Genomic DNA, 12,455 nt, shown 5'->3' on the forward strand with positions numbered 1-12,455 from the left:
GAGGTGAATCATGTCAGAGAAAGAGCCGACAGATTTCAGGGAAGGACTAACCTTCGACGACGTTCTGCTCGTGCCGGCCTCAAGCAGCATAATGCCCGCCGATGTTGACGTCTCAAGCTACCTGACTCCCGCCATACGGCTCAATATCCCCATACTCAGCGCCGCCATGGACACGGTGACGGAATCGAAGACCGCCATCTGTCTCGCCCAGGAGGGAGGCATCGGCATCATCCACCGGAACATGACCGTGGAGGACCAGGCACACGAGGTGGAAAAGGTCAAGAAATCCGAGAGCGGCATGATCGTCGACCCCATCACCATCGCCCCGGAGAACAAGATCCGGGATGCCCTGGAGCTCATGTCCCGATACCGCATTTCCGGCATACCCGTCACGAAAGGCACGAAGCTCGTGGGCATCATCACGAACAGGGACCTGCGCTTCGAGACAAACCTCGAAAGGAAGGTCCAGAACGTCATGACGAAGGAGAACCTCGTCACCGTCAAGGAAGGGATCGGCCTCGAGGAATCCAAGAAGATACTCCACAAGCACAAGATAGAGAAGCTCCTCGTGGTGGACAGGAATTTCGACCTCAAGGGGCTTATCACCATCAAGGATATAGAGAAGATGCGCAAGTACCCCAACTCGTGCAAGGACCAGCTGGGAAGGCTCCGCGTCGGAGCCGCCGTCGGTGTCGGCCCCGACCGGGACGAGCGCGTCGAGGCCCTCCTCAGGGCAGGGTGTGACGTCATAGTCGTCGATACGGCCCACGGCCATTCGAATAACGTCATCGAGTCCATCAGGGCCATCAAGAAGAGCTTCCCCGACGTCCAGCTCATCGCGGGCAACATCGCCACCGCCGAGGGTTGCGAGGCACTCATCAAGGCAGGGTGTGACGCGGTCAAGATCGGTGTCGGCCCCGGCTCCATCTGCACCACGCGGATCGTCGCCGGCATTGGCGTGCCCCAGATAACGGCGATCATGGACGCGGCGTCCGTGGCCAAACGGCACCAGATACCCCTCATAGCGGACGGGGGCATCAAGTTCTCCGGCGACATCACGAAGGCCCTGGCGGCCGGCGCACAGACCGCGATGATAGGGAACCTCTTCGCGGGCACCGACGAGACACCGGGAGAGACGGTCCTCTACCAGGGCAGAACGTACAAGGTCTATCGCGGGATGGGCTCCCTCGAGGCCATGCGCGAGGGGAAGACGCGCGACCGCTACTCGATCCCCGATGACGCGCCCGAGTCCAAGATCGTTCCCGAAGGCATCGAAGGCCGGGTACCCTACCGCGGCTCCCTCTCGATATCCGTCAACCAGCTCGTGGGAGGCCTCAAGGCGGGCATGGGATATGTCGGCAGCCGGACGATAGAGGACCTCCAGCGCAAGCGCAGGTTCATCAGGATAACGTCGGCAGCCCTGCGCGAAAGTCATGTCCACGACGTCATCATCACCAAGGAAGCACCGAACTACAGGATCGAATAGGATATGGACAGCCACCACCGCGACTACCACGAGGAACTCATCCTGATCCTCGATTTCGGCTCCCAGTACACCCAGCTCATAGCCCGCAAGGTACGCGAACTCGGCGTCTATTGCGAGATATACCCCTACAACCTTGACCCTGGCACCATAAGGTCCATGAAACCGCGGGGCATTATCCTCTCCGGCGGTCCCGCCAGCATCAATGAAAAGAGCGCGCCCCTCTGCGACAGGGCGGTCTTCGACCTTGGCGTTCCCGTCCTCGGCGTCTGCTATGGCCTTCAGCTTCTGGCCAGGACCTTTGGCGGCACGGTGGAGAAGGCCCCGAAACGTGAATTCGGCAAGGCCCACCTTTATATAGAGCAGACGGACAGGTTCCTCGACGGCGTCAGGGACGGCGACATCGTCTGGATGAGCCACAGCGACAAGGTGCTCACCCTCCCCCGTGGTTTTGTCGCCCTCGCCCGGTCCGACAACTCCTCCTACGCGGCGGTGCGCAACATGAACGGCACCGTTTACGGCGTCCAGTTCCACCCCGAGGTCCACCACACCCCGAAGGGCAAGCGCATCCTCAAGAACTTCCTCTACAAGATATGCCGGCTCAAGGGTCTCTTCTCGCCGCAGTCCTTTGTCGAACTCGCGACGGAAAAGATACGCCGGGAGGCGGGAGGCGAGAAGGTCATCTGCGCCTTGAGCGGCGGCGTCGATTCCTCGGTGGTCGCCGCCCTCATTCACCGTGCCATCGGCGACAACCTGCGGTGTGTCTTCGTCAATAACGGCGTCCTGAGGAAGAACGAGGCGGACGAGGTCATCGCGGCCTACCGGGACATCCTCCACCTCAACCTCACGTACGTCGATGCCGGGGAAGCGTTCCTCAAAGCCTTAAAAGGAGTGAAGGACCCGGAACGGAAGCGGAAGATCATCGGAAGGCTTTTCATCAGGATATTCGAGGAAGAGGCCCGCGCCAACGGCTCCGTCCGGTACCTGGCCCAGGGGACCCTCTATCCCGACGTCATCGAAAGCATCTCTTTCAAAGGGCCTTCGGCCACGATCAAGAGCCACCACAACGTTGGCGGCCTGCCGAAAAGGATGAAGATGACCCTCATCGAACCCTTAAGGGAACTTTTCAAGGACGAGGTCAGGGTGGTGGGGCGCGAGCTTGGCGTCCCCGAATACATCGTCGGCAGACAGCCCTTCCCCGGTCCCGGTCTCGCCGTGAGGATAGTCGGCGAAGTGACGGAAGAGAGGGTCCGGGTGCTTCAGGAAGCGGACAGTATCATCCGCCAGGAGATCGAGCACAATCCTTCTTTCAAGCACATATGGCAGTCCTTCGGTATACTGATACCCGTCAAGACCGTCGGCGTCATGGGCGACGAGAGGACCTATGCCAACGTCATCGCCGTGCGTGTCGTCGAAAGCGAGGACGCCATGACGGCGGACTGGGCGCGCCTTCCCTACACAACCCTCGATACGGTGGCGCGAAGGATAATCAACGAGGTCACGGGCGTGAACAGAGTGGTCTACGACATCTCCTCGAAACCGCCGAGCACCATCGAATGGGAGTGAGGGGACATGCCCGACTTCGTCCACCTCCATCTCCACACCCAGTACAGTCTGCTTGACGGCGCCATCCGGTTCGACCGCCTCTTCAAGGCGGCCAGGGACTTTGGCATGCCGGCGTGCGCGATCACGGACCACGGCAACATGTTCGGGGCGGCGGAATTCTACCTTGAAGCCAACGAGCACGGACTCAAACCCATCATAGGCTGCGAGGCGTATATCGCCCCGGGGTCCCGGTTCGATCAGAAAAGGGTGAAGGGCGAGGACGTTGCCTACCACGTCGTCCTCCTCGCGATGAACGACACCGGCTATCAAAACCTGCTCAAGCTCGTCAGCCTTGCCCACCTGGAGGGTTTCTACTACCACCCCCGCATCGACAGGGAGATACTGAGCCAGTACCACGAAGGGCTCATCTGCCTCACCGCCTGCATCAAGGGAGAGATACCGAATGCCATCCTCCGGGGCACCGACGAGATGGTCCGCAGGCATGTCGACTACTACCTCTCCGTCTTCGGCGACCGGCTCTTCTTCGAACTCCAGGACAACGGCCTCGAGGAGCAGAGGATAGTCAACGAACGTCTCATCGAACTGTCCTCCCACTACGGGGTGCCCATCGTCGCGACGAACGACTGCCATTACCTGCGCCGGGAAGAGGCAAAGGCGCACGAACTTCTCCTGTGCATCCAGACGGGAAAGACGATCAACGACAAGGACCGCCTGAGCTTCTCGACGGACCAGTTCTACTTCAAGTCCCCCGAAGAGATAGCGCTCGCCTTCTCCCGGTATCCCGAAGCTCTCTCCAACACGATGCTCGTCGCCGAGATGTGCAACGTCACCATCGATACGAACACCTACCACTTCCCCGAGTTCCATCCCCCCGCCGGCATGGACCTCGACGAGTACTTCGAGAAGCTAGCGCGGCAGGGTTTCGAGAAGCGAATGCCCGAAATGCGGGCCGCCTACGATTCCTTCGGCGAAGAGCTTCTCGACCAGTACCGCAAGAGGTTCGACTACGAGGTGGGCGTCATCAAGAAGACGGGGTTCTCCGGGTACTTCCTCATCGTCGCCGATTTCATCAACTACGCGAAGACCCATGGCGTACCCGTGGGGCCGGGCCGCGGCTCCGCGGCGGGCAGCCTCATCGCGTTCTGCCTCGGCATCACGGACATCGACCCCATCAAGTACGACCTCATCTTCGAGCGCTTCCTGAACCCGGAACGCATCAGCATGCCCGACATCGACGTCGACTTCTGCCGCAAGGGACGCGACAGGGTCATCGAATACGTCACCAACAAGTACGGCAAGGACAACGTCGCCCAGATCACCACCTTCGGGACCATGAAGTCCAAGGCGGCGGTGCGCGACGTGGGGCGTGCGCTCGGCATGCCCTACGCGGAGGTCGACAAGATAGCCAAGCTCATCACCACCGCGGACCGGGGCATCGAACGGGCGATAAACGAGGAACCCGAGGTGCGTGACCTGTACCAGAGGGACGACCGCGTGAGGGAGCTCCTCGACAACGCCTGCGTCGTCGAAGGCCTGGCACGCCACGCGTCGACACACGCCGCGGGCATCGTGATCGCCAACAAGCACCTCTCCGAGTACCTTCCGCTGTACAGGGGAAAGCACGATGAAACGGTGACGCAATACGACATGAAGATGATCGAGAAGATCGGGCTCATCAAGATCGACTTCCTCGGCCTCGAGACCCTCACCCTCATGGACACCATCGTGAAGCTCCTCATGGCCGAGGGCATCGAGATCGATCTCGCCCGGCTGCCCCTCGACGACAGGAAGACCTACGAGCTCCTCTCGTCGGGCAACACCTCCGGCGTGTTCCAGCTTGAAAGCCGCGGGATGCGCGATCTTCTCACGAAGCTGAGGCCCTCTCAGTTCGACGACATCATGCCCCTCATCGCCCTGTACAGGCCCGGTCCCCTGAAAAGCGGCATGGTCGACGAGTTCATCAAGCGCCGCAACAACCCGTCGCTCGTGACCTACGAGACGCCAAAGCTCAAGGAGATCCTCCACGACACCTACGGCGTCATCATCTACCAGGAACAGATCATGAAGATAGCCTCCGTGCTCGCCGGCTTCTCCATGAAGGACGCCGACGCGCTGCGCAAGGCCATGAGCAAGAAGATCCCCGAACAGCTCGAAAGGTACAAGCAACAGTTCGTCGACGGCGCCGTGGCGAACGACGTTCCGAAGGATGTCGCGGAGAAGATCTACGACGTCATCCAGCGTTTCGGGGAATACGGGTTCAACAAGTCTCACAGCACGGCCTACGGATACATCGCCTACCAGACGGCGTACCTCAAGGCCCACTACCCCATCCATTATTTCGCGGCCATGCTCACCACCGAGGTGGGCGACACGGACAAGCTCGTCAAGTACGTCGGGGAATGCCGGGAGTCGGGCATCGAGATCCTGCCCCCCGATATCAACATGAGCCAGAGCGATTTCACCATCGTCGATTCGAAGATCCGCTACGGGCTCTCCGGCGTCAGGAACGTGGGCGAGGCGGCAATCGAGAGCATCATCCAGGCCCGCGAGGAAGCGGGAGGCTTCAAGTCATTCGTCCACTTCTGCAGCGTCATCGACTCCCGCAAGGTCAACAAGAAGGTCATCGAAAGCCTCGCCATGGCAGGCTGCTTCGACAGCCTCGGCCTCAACAGGTCACAGGTCCTCTACCTTGCCCAGGAAATGCTCGACAGGCTGACGAAGAGGGACACGAAGAACAACCACAAGCAGGGCAGCATATTCGGGGAAACGGAGGTCGCCGACGCGACGGTCTCCTTCGACATCCCCTCCATGGACGAACTCTCCCACGAGGAGATCCTCCTTGGCGAGAAGGAATCCCTGGGTTTCTACTTCAGCAAGCATCCCCTGAAACCCTACGAGAAGCTCATCGCCGAGCTCACCCCCTACGACAGCCAGAGTCTCAAGGAGGCGGACACCGAGCAGGACGTGAGCATGGCGGGCATCGTGAGCGTCCTGAAAGAGATAACGACACGGCGGGGCGACAGGATGGCCTATGTCACCCTGGAGGATACGAAGGGCACCGTCGAGACCATCTGCTTCCCCGATCTCTACGGCAAGAACCACTCTGTCATCCAGAGCGGCAAGCCCCTCATGGTGACGGGATCGCTCGAGAGGTCCGAGGACGGCAGCGCCCGGATAAAGGCGAAGGCCGTGGCGCTCCTCGAAACGCTAACAGGTGAGCTCCTGAAGACCGTCAGGATACGGATACACTGCGAGGTCATCAGGAAGGAGGAGCTCAGGGTGTTGAAGGACATTCTTTTCAGCCTTCGGGGCAGGTCGGGCGTTCTCCTCGAGTTCCAGCTCAACGGCGAAAAACGGTCCCTCCCCCTCAGGAACGTCAGGATCGACCCCGGACGCAAGGATGTCATCCTCAAACATTTCAAGAAAGGCATGGACGTAGAGGTCATAGATGAGATACTACCTTGATTTCGAAAAGAAGCTTGAGCCGCTGGAAAGACGCGTCTTTGAGATAGAACGTTTCTACGACGAGAACGATCCGCACTACGCTAAGGAGCTTGCGGCCCTCAGGAAAAAGATCGCCAAGGTGGAGAAGGAGACATACTCGGAACTGTCGAACTGGCAGCGCTCCCAGCTCTCGCGGCACCTCAACCGCCCGCACACACTCGATTACGTCCGCGGTCTCTTCACCGACTTCGTGGAGCTGCACGGGGACAGGAAGTTCAAGGACGACCCGGCGCTCGTTGCCGGTTTCGCCTGCTTCGAAGGGGTCAACGTGGCGGTCCTCGGCCATCAGAAAGGCAAGGACGTCCGCGAGATGGCCCACAGGAACTTCGGCATGGCCCATCCAGACGGCTACCGAAAGGCGATGCGGGTCATGGACATGGCCGCGAGATGGGGCAAGCCCATTATCACCTTCATCGATACGCCCGGTGCTTTCCCCGGTGTCGGCGCGGAAGAGCGAGGGCAGGCAGAGGCCATAGCATCGAGCATCTATTTCATGTTCTCCCTCGGCGTCCCCACCATCTCCGTCGTCATCGGCGAGGGCGGCAGCGGAGGGGCGCTCGGCATCGGCGTCGGCAACCGGCTTCTCATGCTCGAGAACGCGACCTATTCCGTCATATCCCCCGAGGGCTGCGCCGCCATCCTCTGGAGGGACGGAACCAAGGGACCTCTCGCGGCGGACGCGTTGAAACCGACAGCCAGCGATCTCCTCAAGCTCAAGGTCGCCGACGAGATCATTAGCGAGCCCTTCGGCGGGGCCCACAGGGACTGGCAAAAAACATTCGACAGCACGCGCGTTGTGCTCGACCGGCATCTCAAGGAGCTCGTCGAGATCGATCCCGAAACACTCAGGCAGATGCGCTATGACAAGTTCCGCCACATGGGCGTATTCGAGGAGAAACGATGAAAACGATAACCATGGACCTGACCTGTGCCCTCACCGAGGCGGTCGGCGCGAACGGCATCGACGCGGGCGAGTTCACGACGACTCTCGCGAAGATAAGCGACTATTACGCGAGGCTCCTCGAGAAACCCTTCGCCTTCATGACGCTGCCAGAGACGAAGTTCCAGTTCGGCGAGATGCTTTCCCTCGCGGACAAGGCAGCGGCGATGAACATCAAGAACCTCGTCATCCTCGGGATAGGCGGGTCTTCGCTGGGGACGCAGACGATATTCGACGCCCTTCTCCATCCGCTGCACAACATGGAGGAGCGTTTCCGCAACGGCAGACCGCGGTACTTCATCCTCGATAACATCGATCCCCACAAGATGGCGGCCATCGTGGAAACGATCGTTCCCGACATGGACCGCACCTTTCTCGTCGTCATCAGCAAATCAGGGGAGACGCCGGAGACGATCTCACAGTTCATGCTCTTCAACGAACTGATGCGCAAGTCCGCGGGTTACCAGGAAAGGACAGTCCTCATCACGGACAAGGAAAAGGGGCTTCTCAACAGGATAGCGGAAAAAGAAGGCTACCCCGTCCTTAACCTGCCTGACGGTATAGGCGGCAGGTTCTCCGTGCTGACTCCCGTAGGTCTTTTCCCGTCAGCCCTCATGGGGCTCGATATCAAGAGGCTCTCGGCAGGTGCCGCGGGCATGGCCGCCCACACGGTCCGCTACGACGGCGAAGAGAACATGGCCTTCGTCCTTGCCGCCATCCTGTACCTGATGGACAAGGCGGGGAAGAAGATCCATGTCGTCATGCCCTACTGCGAGCGGCTCGCCGGTTTCGCCGACTGGTTCCGGCAGCTCGAGGCGGAGAGCCTGGGCAAGAAGGGGCTCGGCCCGACCCCGACGAGATCGATGGGCGTCACCGACCAGCACTCCCAGCTCCAGCTCTACGTCGAAGGCCCCAAGGACAAGTGCGTCATCCTCTTCTACAGCGCCACGCAGGAAGTCCCCATCCCGGCAAGCTTCGACTACCTGGAAGACGTCCAGTACCTCGCCAACAAGGACATGAGGTCCCTCTTCCACGCCGAATTCCAGGGCACCCGCCTGTCTCTCACTGAGGCCCAAACCCCCAACATCTCGCTTGTCCTCGACGAGGTAAGCGACTACAACCTGGGCGCCCTCTTCTACCTCTTCGAGATGGTCACCGCCATCATGGGCCACCTCCTCGGCGTCAACGCCTTCGACCAGCCAGGAGTGGAACAGGGCAAGATCTACACCAAGGCAATGATGGGCAAGAAAGGTCTGGAAAAAGAGAAGGAACACACAGAGGCCCTGCTCCTGCGGCGGGCAAAAACGATAGTGTTCTAGCACTCAGCACCCCGGATAGAAGGACGGGGGTGCGTTTGGTGTAAATCACATTTACAACTTGCGATTTGCACAGGTATGCGCTATAGTCTCTTCATGATCACGAGGGACATAACAGGCGAGTTGATGCAGTCCGCACGGGAGTACCCGGCAGTCACTATCCTGGGTCCCCGCCAGTCAGGCAAAACCACCCTCGCAAGAATGACGTTTCCCGAAATACCATACCTCTCCCTTGAAGATCTCGATGTCAGAGCATCGGCTGATGCCGATCCGCGGGGTTTCCTCAATCAGGTGGAGGCGGGGTGTATTCTCGACGAGATCCAGCGGCTCCCCATGCTGCTTTCGTACCTTCAAGGGATGGTCGACGGGAGCAAGGGAAAGGGTCGGTTCATACTCACAGGCAGCCATCAGCCCCAGCTTCATGAGGCGATCAGTCAATCGCTGGCCGGTCGCACCGCCGTTCTAACCCTGTGGCCCTTCTCTTTCTCCGAGATCCGTCAGTACGGGCCCCTTCCCGACCCCTTCGATCTCATCCCTCGCGGTTGTTACCCGCGCCTTCATGAGGAAGGCCTCGACGCGCGAAGATTCTACAACGGCTACCTGCAAACCTATATCGAGAGGGACGTTCGCGCCCTGACCCAGTTGCGGGACCTGTCCCAATTTCAGAAATTCCTGACCCTCCTGGCGGGACGCGTGGGCCAGGTTGTCAACCGGGCATCGCTCTCGAATGATACAGGCGTATCGAGTACAACCATAGCAAACTGGCTTTCCGTAATGAAGGCATCCTATGTCGTCTTTGACCTCCCGCCTTACCACGAAAACGTGCAGAAACGGGTGATCAAATCCCCCAAGGTCTTTTTCACCGACGTTGGATTGCCGGCCTTTCTCCTTGGCATCCACACGAAGGAACAGGCGTTCCGCGACCCTTTGCGCGGAAACCTCTACGAGAACCTTGTCATTTCGGACATCATCAAAAGCGCCCTGAACAGGGGCATACGACCCGAAGTCTATTTCTACCGTGATTCTCACGGCAATGAAGTGGACCTGATAATCAAGGAAGGCGGGAGACTTACCCCGGTAGAGATCAAGTCTTCAGAGACTTTCTCACCAGGTTTTCTCAAGGGTCTAAACCGTTTCGGCGACCTGAGGATCGATCGCGTCAACCCCGGTGTCCTCCTCTACAACGGTGATCAACAATTCAACGTTCACGGGATCCGCATCTTCAACCCCCTCTCCGTCGACAACCTCTGGGAAACCCTGACAGCCTCTCCCGGTTAGAGCGAACTTACCGGAACGCTCGCCTGCAAGACAAGACCGCCGGCGTCACTCATCAGCACCCCGGATAGAACGACGAATAGGCGTACATATCCTCCTCATCGTCCCGACCATTCTCCAGGGCGGCAACCTCCATCGGGACTGCCCTATCCTGCCCGACTTCATCGTTATCCCCGCCACCGCCGATTAGAAACCTCTCATCCAACCGGCCGGTCTTAGCGTAATTCCTCACCGCATCCTCGATCGAGGAAAAGGGAACTCCCCAGAAGTTCCTGATGAATCTATCGATATCGGTCTTCTCGTTCAGGTCGGGCATGAAATTCTTCATAGGTTCGAGCAATTCCTTCATTTTAATGTAGCCGAAGTGTGTATAAGGCGTCTCGTACTCAGTGAGGCCGGTCTTGACGTCGGCGGATTTGAGCAGGTCGTTTACAAACATTGAACATTGACGGTCGTCCGGGTCTCCGGTTACATTCGGGAACAGGTTGTAGTTCGGCGGATCCTTTATGGCTTTGTTGATTCCATACACTATCCTGTCATACTGCTCGTCCGTCACCTCAAAGGTCATCTTCGCCTGGTAATCGCCCGCTCTCAACCGCCAACTGTCATTGACGACCCTGCCCGGTCTGCCATCCAGCACACCTGCGGCATGGTCAAAACCATAGACTTCAGTCATGCTATCGCCCAATTGCAGGAAGGTATGATTATACGCGCCCGTTTCCAAGGATTTCATGGATGGTACTTTCACATACACCGTGATCTTTCTCATGCTCTACCTCCTTCTCAACGCCGGCATATGGTCTGCCAGCTTATGGCGATCACAGACCCTTGAAGCGATACGACAGATCAATCAGAAGAATGAATGACCGGAGTTCCAGAAGGAACAGTCCAACGACTGATATAACTGCTGAAACCCGCTCTGACCTGAACATCCTGGATAGAACACATCTGTTCACGAAATAGACCATGGTCAATGACATCGTGGAGAACAGGGGAAGAATGACAAGCTCGCCCACGCTCGACCCCACGAAGATCCTTGTATAGTTGCCCATTAACGAGACAATCGGTTCAATCCACACCGAGACGTTCAGAGTCGAGCAGACGAGTATAAACTGACCCGGAGACAGTCTTCTGAAGCACAGAAACGAAATCGCCAGAACATGATACAGAGATAAGAGGAAGAACCCTGCCCAGGAATAATCGGGAAACGGACCTGTGAGCCAGAACCACAGGAAGCACAGCAAGACTCCCAGGGCGGTCAAGACCCTCCTGCTGTTTATCATGCCCCTGATCCTCTCAGGCGGGGCTTCAACAGGAGTCAGGACCCTGTAGAAGAATCCCTCCTTCTTGTTGATCCTGAACAACCCGACAACCAGAAACAGGAATAGTGACATATTGAACAGAAACAAGAAAAGTACATACACACTGAATGATCTCATCCTGACACCCTTCGCGCAGCATCAATCCGCCGCTGATCCTGTACTGCGGGAATCCATCCAGACCTCTCCACGTGCGATGAAGTGGACGTGATCCGCAGTCCCCTGTTACCTCGCAATGACCACCGGGGTGCCACCCGCAAAACTCCGTCGAAAGCGTTTCCTTCACGGCACAACAATGGACACCCTGCAGGAATAATCGGTCCCGCTAGAGGCAGTCTGGGAGGCAGCCCGCCGAATTTACTTTTCGCTTATTCTACTGATAGACCAGAGATAAATCCCATGAGAAGTTACAGGTCTGCCCTGTTAAGGGACGGGGGTTAAGGAAAAGCTCATCCTCCTCGCCCGGAACCCCGGCACCCTCGCGAACAGCATCATCAGGCTGTCAGGTGCCATGGTGGACTACTACAGGCTCCGGGTGGGCAGTTACCGGGTTATCTTCGAGAAAAGGGAAAGGAAACTCGTGGTCTTCGTGGTCCGTATCGGCCACAGGCGCTCGATATACCAGTGATGTCTTTCACTTCACCCTTTCGGATTTGACCTTTACTATCCTTCGGCCGTCTATGTCGACGACGGTGAAGCGGTGGCGGCCGTGGTGGATGATCTCGCCGCCCTTGGCGAGGCCCTGGAGTTGGGTGGTTATGAAGCCGCCCAAGGTCTCGTAGTCGGGGGATTCGGGGAGGTCGAGGTTCAGGCGGTCGTTGAGGTCGCGGACGGAGTAGGACGCGTCGATGAGGTAGGAGCCGTCCCGCTGGCGTTCGACCTTGTCGTCGACGTCGGTCTCGTCCAGGGGACAGCAGGGACGTCCGGACAGCAGGGACGTCCTTGAATATGTCATTCCAGCCTGAAGTCCCTCTCCTGTGCTGTCTTCCCGCCCCTTCGCACCGCATAGGTCACGGCGGAGGGGGTCATACCGAGGAGCCTCGCGAGGTCCG

Annotated in this window: 10 protein-coding genes; 7 read left to right on the top strand and 3 right to left on the bottom strand. The window is 58.7% G+C overall.

Going from position 1 to position 12,455, the window contains the following annotated elements; genetic code table 11:
• Window positions 1–10: 10 nt before the first annotated feature.
• The 6 genes from guaB to GXX82_05775 all read left to right on the top strand — a co-directional run bounded on the left by guaB (window position 11) and on the right by GXX82_05775 (window position 10,087).
• On the top strand, window positions 11–1,486 hold the full coding sequence (gene guaB / locus GXX82_05750; GenBank protein NLT22531.1) for an IMP dehydrogenase: 1,476 nt from the start codon (window positions 11–13) through the stop codon (window positions 1,484–1,486).
• A gap of 3 nt (window positions 1,487–1,489) precedes the next feature.
• Window positions 1,490–3,049: a glutamine-hydrolyzing GMP synthase gene (gene guaA, locus GXX82_05755; GenBank protein ID NLT22532.1), complete on the top strand. Its 1,560-nt coding sequence runs from the start codon at window positions 1,490–1,492 to the stop codon at window positions 3,047–3,049.
• Between the two features lie 6 nt (window positions 3,050–3,055).
• Window positions 3,056–6,514 carry a DNA polymerase III subunit alpha gene (locus GXX82_05760; protein ID NLT22533.1) on the top strand — a complete coding sequence of 1,153 codons (3,459 nt, stop codon included), beginning with the start codon at window positions 3,056–3,058 and terminating at the stop codon, window positions 6,512–6,514.
• Window positions 6,498–7,457 carry an acetyl-CoA carboxylase carboxyltransferase subunit alpha gene (locus tag GXX82_05765; GenBank protein NLT22534.1) on the top strand — a complete coding sequence of 320 codons (960 nt, stop codon included), beginning with the start codon at window positions 6,498–6,500 and terminating at the stop codon, window positions 7,455–7,457. Before GXX82_05760 ends, GXX82_05765 begins: the two co-directional genes overlap by 17 nt.
• Entirely contained in the window at window positions 7,454–8,812 is a 1,359-nt protein-coding gene (locus tag GXX82_05770) for a glucose-6-phosphate isomerase (protein ID NLT22535.1), read from the top strand. Before GXX82_05765 ends, GXX82_05770 begins: the two co-directional genes overlap by 4 nt.
• Window positions 8,813–8,905: 93 nt before the next feature.
• Entirely contained in the window at window positions 8,906–10,087 is a 1,182-nt protein-coding gene (locus GXX82_05775) for an ATP-binding protein (GenBank protein ID NLT22536.1), read from the top strand.
• A gap of 52 nt (window positions 10,088–10,139) precedes the next feature.
• Here the strand turns inward: GXX82_05775 and GXX82_05780 are convergent, their stop codons facing one another.
• Both GXX82_05780 and GXX82_05785 read right to left on the bottom strand, forming a co-directional pair.
• Window positions 10,140–10,853, bottom strand: coding sequence for a hypothetical protein (locus GXX82_05780; GenBank protein ID NLT22537.1), 714 nt, complete (start codon window positions 10,851–10,853; stop codon window positions 10,140–10,142).
• 49 nt (window positions 10,854–10,902) lie between these two features.
• Window positions 10,903–11,523, bottom strand: coding sequence for a hypothetical protein (locus tag GXX82_05785; GenBank protein NLT22538.1), 621 nt, complete (start codon window positions 11,521–11,523; stop codon window positions 10,903–10,905).
• 331 nt (window positions 11,524–11,854) lie between these two features.
• Between GXX82_05785 and GXX82_05790 the strand changes: the two genes are divergently transcribed.
• Entirely contained in the window at window positions 11,855–12,031 is a 177-nt protein-coding gene (locus tag GXX82_05790; protein NLT22539.1) for a type II toxin-antitoxin system RelE/ParE family toxin, read from the top strand.
• Between the two features lie 6 nt (window positions 12,032–12,037).
• Here GXX82_05790 and GXX82_05795 read toward each other — a convergent pair whose 3' ends face one another.
• On the bottom strand, window positions 12,038–12,358 hold the full coding sequence (locus GXX82_05795) for a hypothetical protein (protein NLT22540.1): 321 nt from the start codon (window positions 12,356–12,358) through the stop codon (window positions 12,038–12,040).
• Window positions 12,359–12,455: the final 97 nt, after the last annotated feature.

This window comes from Syntrophorhabdus sp., assembly GCA_012719415.1.
GTDB lineage: Bacteria > Desulfobacterota > Syntrophorhabdia > Syntrophorhabdales > Syntrophorhabdaceae > Delta-02.

Excerpts from the sequence above, each read along its gene's own strand:
- guaB (NLT22531.1), top strand. The coding sequence starts at position 11 with ATGTCAGAGAAAGAGCCGACAGATTTCAGGGAAGGACTAACCTTCGAC.
- guaA (NLT22532.1), top strand. The coding sequence starts at position 1,490 with ATGGACAGCCACCACCGCGACTACCACGAGGAACTCATCCTGATCCTC.
- GXX82_05760 (NLT22533.1), top strand. The coding sequence starts at position 3,056 with ATGCCCGACTTCGTCCACCTCCATCTCCACACCCAGTACAGTCTGCTT.
- GXX82_05765 (NLT22534.1), top strand. The coding sequence starts at position 6,498 with ATGAGATACTACCTTGATTTCGAAAAGAAGCTTGAGCCGCTGGAAAGA.
- GXX82_05770 (NLT22535.1), top strand. The coding sequence starts at position 7,454 with ATGAAAACGATAACCATGGACCTGACCTGTGCCCTCACCGAGGCGGTC.
- GXX82_05775 (NLT22536.1), top strand. The coding sequence starts at position 8,906 with ATGATCACGAGGGACATAACAGGCGAGTTGATGCAGTCCGCACGGGAG.
- GXX82_05780 (NLT22537.1), bottom strand. The coding sequence starts at position 10,853 with ATGAGAAAGATCACGGTGTATGTGAAAGTACCATCCATGAAATCCTTG.
- GXX82_05785 (NLT22538.1), bottom strand. The coding sequence starts at position 11,523 with ATGAGATCATTCAGTGTGTATGTACTTTTCTTGTTTCTGTTCAATATG.
- GXX82_05795 (NLT22540.1), bottom strand. The coding sequence starts at position 12,358 with ATGACATATTCAAGGACGTCCCTGCTGTCCGGACGTCCCTGCTGTCCC.